We start from the raw sequence: 16,535 nt of genomic DNA, 5'->3' as shown, positions 1-16,535 counted from the left end.
ATCGGAAGGAAACAACATCGAGACAAAACGCTACCAATAGTTTCTTATCTGCATAGTTTATAACCGGTATATGCAAATATAAAGCTGTTTTTTAGTTTTCCACGACCTTCTCCTTTTTTTCCTTGATAGCAAGCTGTCCGCAAGCAGCATCAATATCCTTTCCCCTACTTCGGCGAACATTCGTGACCACCCCTTGGCTACGTAGATAGTCTGCGAATTGCTCAATTTTGTCTGCTTCCGCATTCACAAAATCCGCCAAAGCGATGGGATTATATTCAATGATATTCACTTTACACGGTACGTGCTTACAAAACTTAGCCAGCTCTCTGGCATCCTCTAGTTCGTCATTGAAATGATGAAAAACGATATATTCAAACGTTACCGGATTTTTCGTTTTGGCGTAGTAATATTTAAGGGCGTCGGCAAGCGCCTTTAACGAGTTTTGCTCATTAATAGGCATGATTTCATTGCGCTTCTGATCATTTGCGGCATGCAGGGATAAGGCGAGATTAAAACGAACTTCATCGTCGCCGAGCTTCTTGATCATTTTTGCTATTCCTGCTGTAGAAACCGTAATACGCTTAGCGGCCATATTCAACCCGTCTGGGGCCGTTATCCGCTCTACGGATTTCATCATGCCGCTATAGTTTAGAAGCGGTTCTCCCATACCCATATAGACGATATTTGTCAGCGGCTGTTGATATTTTTCTTCCGCCTGCTTCGCGATAAGGACGACTTGATCATAGATTTCATCGGCTTGCAAATTCCGCTTGCGATCCATATATCCAGTCGCACAGAATTTGCAGGTGAGGCTACAACCGACCTGAGAACTGACACAAGCGGTCATCCGCTCTGGCGTGGGAATCAAAACACCTTCAATGACATTGCCATCGTACAACGTAAACGTGCTTTTTATAGTTTTATCCGTACTTACCTGCGACTGACGCACACTAACAGCACGAATTTCGAAATGTTTTTTCAAAGATTCCCGAAGAGCTTTGCTAAGGTTGCTCATCTGATCGAAATCGGTACATGATTTTGCCCACAACCACTCATAGACCTGCTTTGCACGAAATCCTTGCTCACCCATTTCCGTCAACTTATCTTTCAGTTCTGACAGGGATAAACTTCTGATATCTATCAATTTACTCTCCTTTACCACGTTGCAAAGATACACAAATTTCGATAGCCTGCCCCTACCTTCCGTTTGCCTTATGTAATAAAAACATCTATAATCAGCCTTTTGGAGTATCCGTCCTGCTTGTCTTGGCTTTTCGAATTCGTGCTTTTAAAAATCGTCTCCACAAAAAGATCGATGTTCCAATTACGATCCACAAAGGCCACACATAAATCACGCCCAATATAAAGTTTTTCATCAGTTCCCATCCCGAATGTACTGCTTGGGAGAGTTGACTCCAGAATGTCTGTGTTCCCATTGGTAAGTTGGCCTCCTGCTCAAACAGTTCAATGCGTAAGGTGCTGAATGCAATTTGATCTTTCAGACGACGCATAACGACCTCTTGACTATCTATTTCTTCCTGTAGCTGCCGTATTTGCTCTTGGATTTCCAATAATTCCTTCACATTCTTCGCTTGGCCGACCATCTGCTGGTACTTTACTAAGTACACCCGTTTGCTTTTCAGACGCGATTGTGTATCAAAATAGGTCAATGATACATCCTCGCCTTGTATTGATAAACTTGTTAATTGATCTTTTCCGTTTTCGACCGCTTTTAGGAACGCATCAAAATGCTGTGCAGGAATTCGAGCCACCAACGTATAGCTGAGATAGGCTCCCGAATTGGTAGAAGCCTCTTGTTCGTAGTAGCCTCCAAATTTTGCTAACTGTTTGTCCAGATCAGACTTACTACTCCGGATGTTTTTAGACTCCAAGGCGACCTGCCCGCTGCGGATTATTTTCTTTTCCGCCGGCACAATCGCAGATACGTTTGGTCCTTCGGCTGAAGGGGGATTTGATGTCGCGACGAAAGCCTGATCGGTTTGCTTGGCGGCATCCAAAGCAACCTCCTGCACTGATGCATTTTGCTCGGTAACCTTTTCCGGACGATTGCAGCTTAACAATAATGCCACAATGGTAAATAGAGAAAAACGTGCTCTTTTCATAACCTTATTTTAGTTAGTAGGATGCAACATTTTCCTCTATTCCATAATCTATGTCTTACTCTCCTTTTTTCAGGGCTTCTTTCACTTTAGGGATGATCTGCCCTCCATATAATTCAATGGCTTTCATCATATCGCTATGATCGGGACTTCCCACATCCATGTGGGCAGAGAAGCGGGTAAGTCCGAACATGTCAATAATATGAAGTATTTTCTCTACCGACTGATTGACATCACCTACCACGAGATGTCCGTGGATTGATCGTCCAAAATCGTATTGAGATCGCTGATAGGACGGCCATCCCCGAGAGGCTCCGATTCTATTCATTTGTCCAGCATAGACTGGATAATATTTGTCTGCTACAGCTTGACTATTTTCACCAAAGAAGGCATGCATATGAACGCCCACTTGAAAATCTTTCATATCGTGTCCATTATCAATCCAGGCTTGCTGATACACTTCAAACAACGGTTTGAAATTCTCGGGAGCACCGCCTATGATGGCGAACATCACCGGCAACCCCATCCTACCCGCCCGGATAACCGACGAAGTTGTTCCTCCAACCGCAACCCAAATCGGCAAAGAGCCATGTACGGGTCTAGGAAATATTTGCTGATTGATCAATGGTTTTCGGAATTTACCGGACCAGGTAATGGCATCCTGCTTATTCAGCCGGGTCAATAACTCCAGTTTTTCATCGAAAAGCTCGGAATAGTCCTTCAGATCATATCCAAATAAAGGAAACGATTCAATGAATGATCCTCGCCCAGCCATGATCTCTGCCCGTCCATTGGATAAGATGTCTACCGTCGCGAAGTCTTGAAAGAGCTTCACCGGATCCGCAGAGCTAAGTACTGACACCGCACTGCCCAATTTAATATTCTTTGTTACCGTTGCAGCAGCGGCCAAAATGATTTCTGGAGATGCCACGGCGTAATCTTCTCTATGGTGCTCACCCATTCCGAAGAAATCGACTCCCACTTCGTCCATGAGTTTGATCTCTTCGACGATCTCTTTCATACGTTCAGCTGCCGGCTGGATCTGTCCTGTAACAGCATTTATTTGCACGTCACCAAACATGCCTATACCTAATTCGATCATGTTGTTTTCCTTTCTTATTGTATAATACAAAGTTAAAGTAGCGCCGCATCTTGGGCATTGATCTACATCAAGAAACGATTAGCCATGGATATATTCTTTTGTGCCATAGCTTTGGATAAGCTTGCCTTCAAAGTCTAGCCACTCCTGCCATCTACGCTCGACATCCACATCGGTTGTATATTTTTTAGCAAAGTTTAGAAATGTAGTATAATGATTCGCTTCAGAAACCATAAGGTCGTAGTAAAATTTAGCCAGTTCCTCATCTTTGATGTTTTTGGAAAGCACCCGAAAACGCTCACAGCTCCTAGCTTCGATCATCGCCGCAAACAATAGTCGATCAATAAAAGATTGATTTCTCGAACCGTCTTTCTTGGAAAATTTCATCAATTGGCCAACATAATCATCCTTCCTCTCTCGGCCCAGTGCATAGCCCCGTTGCTTAATAATGTCAATAACCATCTGGAAGTGTTGCATCTCTTCAATGGCAATAGCGGTCAGCTCGTGCACGAGATCTTCCAATTCGGGGTTCTGCGTAATCAATGTAATTGCATTCGAGGCTGCCTTCTGCTCACACCAAGCGTGGTCTGTTAGAATTTCTTCCAGATTAGATTCCGCAATATTTGCCCAGCGCGGATCTGTTAATAATTTTAAACCTAGCATAGCTTTTCCTATCGTTTTCACAAAGGTACAAAATTATCCATGCCTCGCTGATCAACAGGTGGACGACAGGACACAATACCGCGACAGCCTTAAAATAAAAATAGGGAGACCGATTCGTACGATCTCCCTAAGTCTGTTAACAAAATATAAAGAAGGATCACCCAAAAAACTTCTCCGGGTCAAATCCGTGCTCTTTCAGTACATCTGCAGGGACGCCATTCCAGACCCCCGGTCTATTTCCCACGTAGCCGATATCTTTAACGCCCATTTCACTTGTAAAGAACCCAGAAGAAGTGAGGTTACGCATCAACGAGAAAAACGCCACACCCTGCTGCATTTCCGGCTTGGCTTGATCGGGATATGCGATTTCGTCGATTAATTCCATCTGCTGTTCCGATTTACATTTGATAAACACGCTTCCATACCGCTTCTGACACTGCACATCCATCCATTTAAGTCCCCCTCGCATGGGGATCTTATTGCTAGGTAGATCTTTTACCATGAATTCAATGAAATCGGGGACACCCGCATCTGACGCACTACCAGAAACATCGTCTTTAGGAATGATGATATCGGCTAAGACCGTGATAGTAGCCATCTCGTGTTCCGTAAAGAATTGCTCCGCTCGCAATTGTTTGTTCCGTGCGTGTTCAAATTCCTGAACACCGGGAAGTTTATCCGCATCGGTCACCGCGGCCTGTTCTTTTGCTTTATCTTGCTTACATGCTCCGGCCAATACGCCTGTACCCGCGGCTATCAGTCCGAGTGCTTTAAGAGAGTCTCTTCTGTTCATTACCTTGCAATTAACCGTTCAATTTCTTTTTCTGCTCTAAAATATATTCTGCGGTGCGCATAGACAGCGCTAGAATAGTCCAGGTCAAGTTTTTATCCCCCTGTTGTACAAAAGGCCCCGCATCGACCACATACAAATTCTTACAGTCGTGAGCCTGTCCCCATTTGTTCAGCACAGATGTTTTAGGATCATTCCCCATACGGGTTGTTCCTCCTTCGTGGATAATCTTTCCCGGAGCCTCTAAGCCATATAACGTATCCGCACCCGGAATGGTAGACGTAATGACCGCACCCATTTCGTGCATGATGGATTGAAATGTCTCCTGCATATGTTTTGCTTGGGCGATCTCCTCATTGGCCCAGGTATAATTAAATCGCAAAACCGGAATACCAAATTTATCAACTCTAGTCGGATCAATTTCACAGTAATTTTCCTTCCGGGCTAACGCAGTGCCGCGCCCCGCCATACCGACATTAGCACCATAAAACCGGCGATAATCCTGTTTTAAGCTTGTTCCGTATCCCCCAGCGTTTTGTTTTTCCCCATTCTTACCCGGAACATTTCCATTCACGTTAGGTACCCAGTTTAAGAATCCATACGATGGCATATGAAGTCCGCCTCCGTATTCGATATGGTACCCTCGCGGGAACGTCAATTTTTTATTATCATCCCACCAAGGAGAATAAATATGCACGCTACCAACGCCGTCTTCGTTGTACCGTTTCCGATCAAGCAATTGTGGTAAAAACCCGGACAAGCTAGCTCCGGTCGAGTCGTGCAAGTATCGTCCCACTAATCCACTACTATTTCCAACACCTCCAGGATGCGCAGCCGATTTCGAGTTCAACATCAAACGCGCGCTTTCACAAGCGCTAGCTCCTAGTATCACGGTTTTTCCCTTAACAGAGTATTCTTGCAAGTCTTTTGTATCCACATAAGAAACGCCGATAGCTATACCCTCGTCATTGGTCAAAACCTCACGTACCATTGCGTTATCAATCACTTTCAAATTCCCAGTCTTCATCGCAGGCATAACAAGACAAGAAGAAGAAGAAAAGTCGCCGTAAACCTTACACGAACGCCCGCATTGTCCACAATAGAAACATGTGCCACGGCCTTTTATTTCCGGAGAAGCTTCTGTGAGCACAGACCCGCGTCCCGGGATAACTGGAACGCCAGCTTTTTTTGCCCCTTTCGCTATATACAGTTCATTGAGTCGGGGTTTTGGCGGCTTCATGAAAATACCATCCGGTTCATTGCGGATGCCCTCGACCGTCCCGTAGATGCCAATCATACGATCCACGCGATCATAAAAAGGTTTCACCTCTTCATAAGTGATTGGCCATTCGTCCGTCACTCCATCGGTTGGTTTAAAATCGTCCGGTCCCATACGCAGCGAAATCCGCCCCCAATGGTTTGTGCGCCCACCCAACATACGCGCACGGAACCATTCAAATTCCGTTCCTGCCACTGTCGTATAGGGTTCACCATCCAACTGCCATCCTCCAAAGGCAGCATCAAAGTCGCCAAAGGGTCGTGTGGTTGAAGCGCCACGGCGCGGCGATTCCCAAGGCCAGCGCAATTGCAAGGCATCTTTTGCAGGGTCAAAAAATGGTCCAGCCTCCAACATTAACACCTTGAGCCCAGCATGGGCCAAGATATATCCCGCCATACCGCCGCCCGCACCCGAGCCCACGACAATGGCATCAAAAACTTCCGGATTTTCTTTTATTTGATAATCGGCCATAATCTCTCTCAATGATTATATGAAACGGTTTAAATGATGTATTACTCTAACTAATACCATTTAGCTCGGTTAAATATAGAAAAACTTTTCACGACATAAGAATTTCTGTGCGTATCTTTTTCGATACCTCCCATATATCGCTAGGACGCGTATACTTCGTACAACTAAAGTTCACTACCGATATTTATTTTTTTCCTCAATCCACCGAGACATATACATGCTACTGTTCAATTGCTGTGTTTGTAAAATCTGCCCAATAAAATGATCCTGCCGGTGCGTCACGAGTGACCGCTGCAGGTTGTTCAAATGCTGCAGGAAGGCTTCCTGATAAAGATCCTTGCTGTATCGTAGATTTAACAAACGCCTCCCCTCCTGCTGCGCACCTTCCCAAACGTCTTTCGTACGGTAGAGATGTGCGGCGCGCTCCACAAAAGCATCGATACGATCTTCCACGACGCCGCCCCATGTGCCGTCCTCCATCATGGATTCGGCACCAGTTGTCGTCGTAACGCTGGGCGTTCCGCTCTGCATGGCATCGACAAACTTGCCCTTTGCTCCCGCACCAAACTGAATCGGTGCGAGGAGCAGTCGATAGTGTGCCATCGTCTGCTTTGCATCCCCCGCCCTTCCTTTGATATAAAAGCGATCTTTTGCTTGTTGCAACTGATAGACCTTTTCCGTTGCGTAAGATCCATAAATGTGCAATTCTGCGTCGGGCAGACGTTCCTTTAACAAAGGCCAGATACGCATCTTCAGATATTGAACGGTATGCCAATTCGGCTCGTGCATAAAGTTACCAATGAACAGCAGATGCTTTCGATTTTCAAATATGTTCCAAGCTCGCGCGGTCGCATCTGTAATCGGCTCTTCCAGAAAGGGGAGATAATACAATAGACCTGTCGGAATATGGAAAAGCTCAGACAATAGGCGCAGTTCCTGCTGGGCAATGATCAGGGAAAGATCACAACGCAAAATGGCCGCTATCTCTCGCTTTGCTAGATCACTGTGATACACGATTGGTCTGTTTTTTTTCACCGCCTCCTGTCGAGCCGCGCGCAAAAAATGCAAATCTTCCGTATCCAGCATAGTCAGCGCCGAAGGGCAAGAACAACGGACCCTCCATCCATATTGTTCTTCCACCATAAACCGGTCGAACACCACGATATCCGGATTAAGTTCCTGTACAAATGCATCAAAACTGCTGTCATTAAGCTGGATGTCCACCTCCTGCACGTGTAGCAACATCAGCGGATAACTATGCGGGGATCTTGCTGCAGCACAGGCGAATGTCACCCGATCGCCGGCCTCCCGAAAGAGATTCAGTAACTGCAATATCCGTGTCCCAGCAGCTGATGAGGTAGGCTCCGGCCAAACCAAGCCGATAAAAAGTATGCTTCGCATAGGACTAAAATACGAATATCTAGGGAACGTTTATGATTCTTTCCGCATTCGTCCGGTGCGGAAAATTTCGGAATAAAAAAGGTGCGCTACATGCGCACCTACTCATTATTTAACCTGTTTATAAATTATCTTCTTTTGAATGTTATAGTTGTCGTTATACCATTCGACGAGTTTTTTAACGTAAATTTGGTGACAGTCTGTATGATATTTTCTTGTATATCATATTCTTTTCCGTCAAAATTCATCTTCTTGCTCGTTGGCATATCGTATGGATAAGACTCCGTACCTCCGCCTGATAGATATACATAAGCAAAACCATTCGATTTAAATTCCATGTTTTCGCCTTCACCCACCAGCACTTCGGTCACATCGGCTTGCCCCGCTATGCTTGTTGTTTTCACCACGTCGAACCATTTATTTGCACGTATAATATTCTGCGCCGTATCCCGCTCAATATTATCCACCGTTTCTTCACTACACGATGCCAACCCCAACGTAAGCACCCCAACAAGTAAGAACATCCAATTCTTAAAAGTCAATATCAATCCTCTCATCTCTTTAAGTTTTAAAATTTATGATAAGGCTCAACCAAGTATTGTGCCAAACGAAAAAAAATTAAACTCGATTTGTCATCTACGATATTTTCGTATATCTTTGATTTGTTCATAAATTGATCTATCATGAAAAAAACAGTATTTTTTACCACACTCCACCTTCTTTTCGTACTAATTTCTTCAGCGCAAGAACAAGCAATCGCTATAGTGCACTATCAATTCAAGCACATCAACGATACAATGCAAATGGGGCAATATCTACGCGACGAAGTGGCCACCTACCTTGGCAAGCACAGCAGCTACTATGCGAGCTATTCTGGTATTAGGGCGAATGAGGAAATGGAACAACAGATGAGCGATCCAAACTTCGATGGAAATCTGGTCCTCACGAAAAATAGTACGCCCATTACACGGTATTATTTTTTTGACAATCAACATTCCAAAGCAAAAGAGATTGTCCATATCGCCGGAGATCTATTTTCAACAGATAGCGATTATCCCGAACAAAAATGGGTTCTTACTAGCTCACAGAAGGTCATCGGTGGTTATACTTGTCAAAAAGCCACGACACACTTTAAAGGACGAGATTATGTTGTATGGTTTACAACCGAACTTCCGTTTGCGGCCGGACCGTGGAAACTACGCGGATTACCTGGATTAATCCTGGATGCTCGTGACACAAAGGAAGAAGTCATTTTCGAATATGCAGGTTTCGATAAATTAGAAAATAGTACATTTCTTATTGGAGTACCCGACAAGGCCTATTCGTCGACACCGACGGAGGTGAAAAAACTGCTGGACGCGTTCCGAGCGAACCCTCAGGCCTATCTGGAAGCAAAAAGTCGTACAGCTCGCTCTACTCCCGGTTCGGCCCAGCCGAACAGAGTCGATATTCATGCAAGTAAGGAAGTGGATAATACGAACAAAATGGATCCCAGCCGAATAAAATCGATGAACGTTAAAACCGACGAAAGCTATAAACCTTCAAAAACAACGAATAATCCAATTGAACGTACGCCATAGTTTAAAATCGATCTTTATTGTAGGCATTTTTTTAGTCCTAGTTCTCCACCTGCGTGCGCAAGATCGCATTACCGGATTCGTCCTGGATAAGAAAACCGCAAAACCGATTCCGTCGGCGAGCATCAACATTAAATCCGCTGATGGAAAAATCCGCTCATTTAGGGTTACAGATAAAAATGGAGCGTTCTCCGTCGAATTAAACGCATCATATGCCAATTGCTTGCTGGAAATTAATCATTTAGGTTATGAACGATACCAGCAGGCCTTTTCCAATCAACTGGAGCATTTGCGAATCGAATTGACCCCGCAAACAATTTTGTTAGAGGGTGTAACCGTTAAAAGCAAACCCAAAGCTTACCGTCTTGGCGACACGCTAACATATGATGTTGGAAGTTTCGCAACACAAGAGGATCGGAGCATCGGCGACGTCATCAAACGATTGCCTGGCATGGAAGTGTCTGACAATGGACAAATTAAATACCAAGGAAAAAGTATCACCAACTTTTATATTGATGGTGACGATCTACTCGATGACCGATATGCGATCGGTTCAAGAACAATTCCGCATAAATTAGTACAAGATATCCAGGTGCTGAACAATCATGAGCATATCAAGGTGCTAAAAGATAAGCGCTTCACGGATCAGGTAGCCATCAATCTGGTAGTCAAACCAGACGCTAGGCTGACCTTAACCGGAGAAGTAAAATTAGGGATTGGATCGCCAAAAATCTACGACAGCGAACTGAACACTATTTTATTTAACAAAAAATACAAAACGTTAAATGTACTCAATGGGAACAATCGCGGTACAGATCTGAGCAACGACTTCATCGGATACAACGAAAATAACGTGCTTGCACGAATAGCAGCAATGCCGATCAATAATCTTTTGTCTTTGGGAACAGTCGCCCCACCTCCATTGGATAAACAACAGTATCTCATGAACAATACAGTAGCGTTAAACACGAACCATTTCGTTCATTTAAAACGTCACTGGCAGATGAAATCTAACGCGCAGGTATTATACGACCGACAAACCGCCAAATTTAACGGTTCGACCACTTTTACCACACCCACTGATAGGTTCACATACTCAGAACAACAACAGAGCGAATCTTCAAAGCTTTTAACAGCATTGCGCTTAACCCTAACTAAGAATGCCGAAAAAGAATACGTCAACAGTGTTCTTGCGTTCGAATACGAAAACGACGATGGCATAGCCACAATACGAACAGGAGATCAATCCCTTGATGTAGGAAAAAAACACCGCATCCATGGGTTTTCTCATGACTTTGACTATGTTCCGGCGCTTAAGAACGGCCACATTATACAAACGAAATGGCAAGTACAGTTTGGAAAAACACCACAAACGATGACCATCACACCTGGTATCTTTCCGACCTTGCTAAACGATAGCGCGAACTATGCATCCACAGCGCAATACATCAAAGTCCCCACTTTTTTTTCTTTATTATCTGCAGGATACCACATTCCAAATGGAAAAATTAAGCAATATTACAGCGGAGCGCTGGCCTATGAGAATAAGCAATTTGTTTCACAGATAGAGACAACGGCCGACAGGCTCCCTCACCCAGTAGACTCCATCACAAACGATCTTCTATGGCGTCGTGTGCAATATACGCTTAATGCGACTTATAGCTGGAAGTCCAGGCGATGGGCCATGCAATGGAGCCTTCCTTTAACATCACGATACACTGCGGGTACTGACGCCTCCTATGGCCTCCACTCAAACCAACGTCATTGGATTTTCCTTCCCTCGTTGGACCTCAAGTACCGCGTATGGCAAGAGGATGAACTGAATCTAAGCTATACCCGCACCGCTAATTTTGAAGACATACAGGACCTTTATAGAGGTATCGTCATCCGCAATTACCGTTCCCTCGCCCAAAATTCCACAACAATAAATAAGAGTTCGACGCATTCTGCAACCTTGCAATACCGGATGGGCAGAACAACAAAGCTTCTATTCGCAAATTTTGGACTTCAATTCAGGCAAACGCATAGAGAAGCCATGCTATCCCAGCGCTTTTCCAACGATATTTCCCAAACAATTCTTCTTCCTTTGCCCAACAAGACCCGTTCCATCAGCCTGCATGCAGGAATCGACAAATACGTCTTCTTTTTATCGAGCACCGTTAAATGGAAGGGTGGATGGAGCTCTTCCGTCTTCGATCAACTTTTTAATGACCAACTTCTTCCATTTCAGAGCAGTACATTTTTTATGCAGCCACGTCTTGAACTTAAGATCGCAGAACAACTACACCTCACATATCAAGGTCATTTTAGCTGGTCTAGTTCAAAACAGAAACATTATCCAAACCTGAGTAACCGGGTATTTTCTGCAACTCAAATAGCGGGCATACCGTATACACCTTTTCCAGGATTATTATTGCGCATAAACGGCAAACATTCTTATACATCCCAATCTACCTTACAGCCATTCCACACCTTCTTCATAGACGCTTTTACACGATGTCGCATAAAGAAATGGAAAACCGACCTGGAACTCAGCCTGAACAACCTCGCCGACATAAAGACATTTGAAACCTATTCCATTACTGCAAACGAGCAAACGCAGAATAGTTACGACATACGAGGTCGCACCATTATGTTACGTATGATATTCGCATTATAAATACGTAGCTCAGCTACACATACAAGGCACCACGAAATCCCCGGGCTCCGTAGTAGGAGTCCGCGCCATTATGATATGTAAAAACCTGTCCGTACCGACGGTCACAAAAGATGGCCCCTCCCAGTTTTCGTACCGCATCTGGCGTCTTCACCCACGTGGAGGTTTTCAAATCAAATTCCCCCAGCTGCTGCAAGTTTCGATACTGCTCTTCGGTAAGGATTTCGATACCCATTTCTTTTGCCATATCCATCGCAGATGTCGTCGGTTTGTGCGCTTTTCTAGCGTCCAATGCCGCCCGGTCATAACAAACACTACGACGCCCTTTCGGACTCTCGGCAGCACAGTCGAAAAAAACATACTGATCTCGTTCCTTATCATAACTGACGACATCTGGCTCTCCACCTGTTTGTTCCATTTGCTCCAAACTCCAAAGTTTTCCCGGGTCGGCAAGCAATCGTTCCTCCACTGCAGACCACTTCAGCCCAACATGACGGGTTTCATTTTTCTCAAACCGCTGTTGCAGGATCGTCAACAGCAATCGTTGCTCCGATTCACTCCATTTTTTTGTATTTCCCATATACGTTATGTTTTATGTAAAGACTACACGATCCTTTTGCCGCAACGTCCGGCTCGCTGGCCTAAAATACCAAGAAAGAGCAGTCAGAACAAGTAATAATAAAGACGGCAATATACTACTAAACGCCTCCCTCATGGCCAAATGCGATAGGATCGCCCCGGTCATCGCAAAGAAAAATCCCGCATAAGCCCACTCTTTGACCAATGGGCACCTAGGCATGAGTACCGCTATGGTGCCTAAAATTTTCCAACCGCCAAGGATAGTCAGTAAATAAACAGGATAGCCTAATTTCGCAAGACTCTCGACCTCCTCTGGCATTTTCAGCAATTGCACCACACCTGTCGAGGTCATACCCAAGGCCAACCATACTGTTGCAATCCAATAGATGATTTTATTTCTCTTTTTCATGTTGTAATCGTTAATTTTTTGAATGTACTATACTATCCAGTCGTTGCTGAATAACTTGTTTCTCGGTCGTGGTCTTTGCCAGCGCCTGTCCCTTCAACAAGTTGGCTCTGGCTTTTTCATTATTGAAACCCGCGTAGAGTTCCCCAAGCAAAACATAGTAAAAGTGATTACCACTCAGTTGCAGCTTTTCCGCTTCATGCAGGGCGACCTCCCTGCCGTCTGATTTATATAACGCATAGGTTCGATTGAGGGCCACTGCTGGCGAGTAGTTCACCAGTAACAATTGGTTATATAATCGAAGTACTTCTTCCCACTTCTCTTTATTATCCGCTTTGCTGCAATGGCAATAGGCAATACGAGCTTCCAAATGATACGAACTCATTTCATCTCCCGCGGCTGAACATCCTAGGAAATACATTCCTTGCTGAATAAGATCTTGGTTCCAGTCCCGCTCATCTTGATCTGCATATACCACGAAAGATTCCGCGCTCGTTTGCCTCGCATGGAAACGGGATGCGTGAAAACACATCAAGGCCACCAACGCATTGGTTTTCGGTAGGTTGGTAAGCGTATTTTCTGTCAGCATAATGCCCAGTCGCAACGCTTCCCGACACAGGTCCAAGCGCAAAATTTGGTTCTGTGTGCGCGAGTAATACCCTTCTGTAAAGAGTAGATAAATAATATGTAGCGTATTGTCCAGTCGTGCCCGGATAGCGTCCGATGAGGGGATTTCCATCTCAATACGTTCCATGCGCAATCTTTCTTTCGCGCGGAACAGCCGCTTGTTAATAGTTTCTTTGTTTGTCAGAAATGCCTCGGCAATTTCCTCAATGCTAAAGCCACATAAAATACGCAAGGCTAAACCAATCTGGGCCTCACTGCCAATAGCCGGATGACAGATCGCAAAAAGCATCTGCAAAAGGCTGTCTTTGATATTCTGCTGTGAAAAGTGCGCATCATCCATATCAATAGTCTGCGCTTGGTTCGCAGCCACATGCGGTATCACCTTGTTGGTCAAGATTTTGTCGCGCCGAAAATAAGCGAGTGTCTTTTGGCGCGCCACATGATAGAGCCAGGCGGTGGGTTGTGCCGGAGTCCCCATCCGCTCCCACCGCGCAGCCGCCGTCAGAAAGGTATCGCTTACAATATCTTCCGCCATTTCCATATACTGCAAACCATATCGTTTACTGATCACAGCGACCATCTTCGCGAACTCCGCTCGAAACAGATTGTCCAAAAGATCTTTTTGTTCGCTCATTTGTAGCCCTATTGATAGAATATTACCTACGAAAACGTGAAAACCGGCCTGATTTCTACGGTACCGCCCTGGTCGATCGCCGGACATCCATGTGCCAACGTCGTTGCTTCTTCCAGGCTATCTGCCTGAATCCGTAAAAATCCGCCCAACATTTCCCGTACTTCCACAAAGGGTCCATCCGTGACTACACCTCCTTTTTTCAGCACCTTGCCGTTCGGTTCAAGTCTCGGTCCTGCGCTCACGACGTGTCCCTGTGCAGCAATACCGCCAACCCAATCTTCCCATTTTTTCCCCAAGGCTTTCATCTCTTCTGCGTCTACGATTGTTTCCTCCGCATGTTGCGGCAAACGAAATAGTAACATAAATTCTTTCATAGTTCTCGTTTTTTAATGTTATATACTACAAGAATGCTCGAGCATCACGAAATTGGACAAACGAACTCATTTTTTTTTCGTTGAAGCGGAACCGGTGGTTCATACGGTAAAATTTCAGCCTATACCAGTAAGAAATAGTGTTTCTGCGATTTTTCATGTAGCTATTTGGTGAGGCTCCCGAATTCGAACATAGAATAATGAACAGCCTTACGCAGGTCGACGACTTGAAACCATCGGCTGGCATAAAGTGACTTAACTTCCTATCCGCCCCATATTGAACCGAATTTTTAGAGATTCCCTATTCGTTTCATCTCGCAAAAACTTGGTAACATCATCCTGGCAACGCTTAGTTTTCCATATCCGACCAATCAAAGGTTGGGTTTTCGGAAGGCTGCTTTACCTTTTTGATCTGTGCAGACAATTCCTTAACACGGGCAGGATTTTCTTTCGAGACATCTTTGCGCTCTCCAATATCGGTTTGTAGATTATACAATTCCAGGCGCTCTGGTCTCCCTTTCTCTTTGAATCGAATCAGCTTCCAGGTCCCTGCCGAAATCGCCTCCTTCAGCACACCTTGTTCATTGAATTGCCAGTATAGGTACGTATGTTTTTTCGATTGTTTATGCCCCGCCAAGGTCGGCACAAAAGAAATACCGTCGATTGCTGAGGGGTGCTCTACACCCGCGAGTTCAGCCCATGTGGGCAGCAAATCCCAAAATGCCCACGGTTCCTCCACATGGGAGCCCGGTTGTGTCATCCCTGGGACTTTGGCAATAAAGGGAACCCGGATACCTCCTTCATACAGGTCTCGTTTTATCCCGCGGAGTGGACCCGAACTGTGAAAAAAAAGAGGATCAGCACCTCCCTCGGCATGGGGCCCGTTATCGCTGCTAAAGAAAATATAGGTATCATCTTCCAAGCCTAACGCTTTCACCAACGCGACGATCCTGCCCACATCGCTATCCAATTTCTTAATCATGGCAGCAAATGCGGCATGTGGCTGCGCCTGATCCCCGTAATTTCCTTTCCTTTTGTAAGGAGTCTCCGGCTCAAACACACTGCTACCATCCGCTTGTCGAAAGTCCCGTAACAGACTGTCCGGGACAACCAACTCGGCATGCGGAAGTGTAAACGGCAGGTATAAGAAAAAGGGCTGATCTTTGTTCTCCCGAATGAAATCGACCGCTTTGTTGGCGATTAAATCCTGGGTATAGTCGGTATTCCTGACAGGCACAACCCGCGTCTTACCGTCACGTATTTCACACAAGCTATCCGTATAATAATGATGGGCATGTGCTTGATCTAAATAGCCGAAAAAATTATCGAAGCCTTTTAAATGCGGAGCACCTTGTGATTCGGCATCCCCTAATCCCCATTTACCAAACATACCGGTTCTGTATCCCGCGTCCTGTAAGATCTCCGCCACTGTAATATCCTGCGAACGAAGCGCTCCTTTGCCATCCTTGCCTTTGGCGTTTCCCCGCACGTAGGCTGTTCCCATATGCTTTCCGGTCATCAATGCACAACGTGATGGTGCACACACCGTATTACCCGCATAGAATCTGGAGAAAGTCGCGCCTTCCGCACCGAGTTGATCAATATGCGGCGTCTCCACCCGCGAATGCGCATTGAATGCGCGAACATCACCATAGCCCAAGTCGTCCGCCAAAATAAAAATGATGTTGGGTTTCCTCGTTTTTTGGGGTTGTGCATACAGCCCATCAATCCATAAAAATCCGCAGATAAGTAGCCCTATGGCATACAAAAGTCTTTTCATATCGTTTCAATCGTTCATAAGTGGTGCTTTCGCCATACCGTCCCTTCTGTGTTCTTCCGTTCGAAATCGGTAAGCGCCATTCAAA

General features: G+C 45.2%; 15 protein-coding genes. 2 read left to right on the top strand and 13 right to left on the bottom strand.

The window, feature by feature from the left end; translation table 11 throughout:
• Positions 1-91: 91 nt before the first annotated feature.
• The 8 genes from rlmN to ACFSR5_RS15910 all read right to left on the bottom strand — a co-directional run bounded on the left by rlmN (position 92) and on the right by ACFSR5_RS15910 (position 8,377).
• Positions 92-1,162, bottom strand: a complete 1,071-nt coding sequence (rlmN, locus tag ACFSR5_RS15945; protein ID WP_380905457.1) for a 23S rRNA (adenine(2503)-C(2))-methyltransferase RlmN — start codon at positions 1,160-1,162, stop codon at positions 92-94.
• Between the two features lie 73 nt (positions 1,163-1,235).
• Positions 1,236-2,123 (bottom strand): DUF4349 domain-containing protein, encoded by an 888-nt coding sequence (locus ACFSR5_RS15940; RefSeq protein WP_380905456.1) that lies wholly within the window; start codon positions 2,121-2,123, stop codon positions 1,236-1,238.
• 55 nt (positions 2,124-2,178) lie between these two features.
• On the bottom strand, positions 2,179-3,222 hold the full coding sequence (locus ACFSR5_RS15935) for an LLM class flavin-dependent oxidoreductase (RefSeq protein WP_380905455.1): 1,044 nt from the start codon (positions 3,220-3,222) through the stop codon (positions 2,179-2,181).
• Between the two features lie 78 nt (positions 3,223-3,300).
• Entirely contained in the window at positions 3,301-3,882 is a 582-nt protein-coding gene (gene miaE / locus ACFSR5_RS15930) for a tRNA-(ms[2]io[6]A)-hydroxylase (protein ID WP_380905454.1), read from the bottom strand.
• Positions 3,883-4,039: 157 nt separating this feature from the next.
• Positions 4,040-4,675 carry a gluconate 2-dehydrogenase subunit 3 family protein gene (locus tag ACFSR5_RS15925; protein ID WP_380905453.1) on the bottom strand — a complete coding sequence of 212 codons (636 nt, stop codon included), beginning with the start codon at positions 4,673-4,675 and terminating at the stop codon, positions 4,040-4,042.
• 10 nt (positions 4,676-4,685) lie between these two features.
• On the bottom strand, positions 4,686-6,422 hold the full coding sequence (locus ACFSR5_RS15920; protein WP_380905452.1) for a GMC family oxidoreductase: 1,737 nt from the start codon (positions 6,420-6,422) through the stop codon (positions 4,686-4,688).
• Between the two features lie 174 nt (positions 6,423-6,596).
• On the bottom strand, positions 6,597-7,823 hold the full coding sequence (locus ACFSR5_RS15915; RefSeq protein ID WP_380905451.1) for a glycosyltransferase family 4 protein: 1,227 nt from the start codon (positions 7,821-7,823) through the stop codon (positions 6,597-6,599).
• Positions 7,824-7,948: 125 nt separating this feature from the next.
• Positions 7,949-8,377, bottom strand: a complete 429-nt coding sequence (locus ACFSR5_RS15910) for a hypothetical protein (RefSeq protein ID WP_380905450.1) — start codon at positions 8,375-8,377, stop codon at positions 7,949-7,951.
• A gap of 126 nt (positions 8,378-8,503) precedes the next feature.
• Here ACFSR5_RS15910 and ACFSR5_RS15905 point away from each other — a divergent pair, with 126 nt between their 5' ends.
• On the top strand, positions 8,504-9,400 hold the full coding sequence (locus tag ACFSR5_RS15905; RefSeq protein WP_380905449.1) for a GLPGLI family protein: 897 nt from the start codon (positions 8,504-8,506) through the stop codon (positions 9,398-9,400).
• Entirely contained in the window at positions 9,384-12,056 is a 2,673-nt protein-coding gene (locus ACFSR5_RS15900) for a carboxypeptidase-like regulatory domain-containing protein (protein WP_380905448.1), read from the top strand. The genes ACFSR5_RS15905 and ACFSR5_RS15900 overlap by 17 nt, the downstream gene beginning before the upstream one ends.
• Before the next feature lie 13 nt (positions 12,057-12,069).
• Here ACFSR5_RS15900 and ACFSR5_RS15895 read toward each other — a convergent pair whose 3' ends face one another.
• The 5 genes from ACFSR5_RS15895 to ACFSR5_RS15875 all read right to left on the bottom strand — a co-directional run bounded on the left by ACFSR5_RS15895 (position 12,070) and on the right by ACFSR5_RS15875 (position 16,450).
• Positions 12,070-12,633, bottom strand: coding sequence for a DUF4256 domain-containing protein (locus tag ACFSR5_RS15895; RefSeq protein ID WP_380905447.1), 564 nt, complete (start codon positions 12,631-12,633; stop codon positions 12,070-12,072).
• A 12-nt stretch (positions 12,634-12,645) separates the two neighbouring features.
• Positions 12,646-13,041 (bottom strand): DoxX family protein, encoded by a 396-nt coding sequence (locus tag ACFSR5_RS15890; RefSeq protein ID WP_380905446.1) that lies wholly within the window; start codon positions 13,039-13,041, stop codon positions 12,646-12,648.
• A gap of 10 nt (positions 13,042-13,051) precedes the next feature.
• Positions 13,052-14,299 carry an RNA polymerase sigma factor gene (locus ACFSR5_RS15885; RefSeq protein WP_380905445.1) on the bottom strand — a complete coding sequence of 416 codons (1,248 nt, stop codon included), beginning with the start codon at positions 14,297-14,299 and terminating at the stop codon, positions 13,052-13,054.
• Positions 14,300-14,325: 26 nt separating this feature from the next.
• Complete coding sequence (locus ACFSR5_RS15880; protein ID WP_380905444.1) at positions 14,326-14,673, bottom strand: YciI family protein; 348 nt, start codon at positions 14,671-14,673, stop codon at positions 14,326-14,328.
• 346 nt (positions 14,674-15,019) lie between these two features.
• Positions 15,020-16,450: an arylsulfatase gene (locus ACFSR5_RS15875; RefSeq protein ID WP_380905443.1), complete on the bottom strand. Its 1,431-nt coding sequence runs from the start codon at positions 16,448-16,450 to the stop codon at positions 15,020-15,022.
• Positions 16,451-16,535 lie beyond the last annotated feature (85 nt).

Origin of the sequence: Sphingobacterium suaedae (assembly GCF_042684625.1) — a bacterium.
In the GTDB taxonomy this organism is placed as follows: domain Bacteria; phylum Bacteroidota; class Bacteroidia; order Sphingobacteriales; family Sphingobacteriaceae; genus Sphingobacterium; species Sphingobacterium suaedae.
Note: the sequence above shows the minus strand (reverse complement) of the source record. Positions and strands in the feature narration are given on the sequence as shown.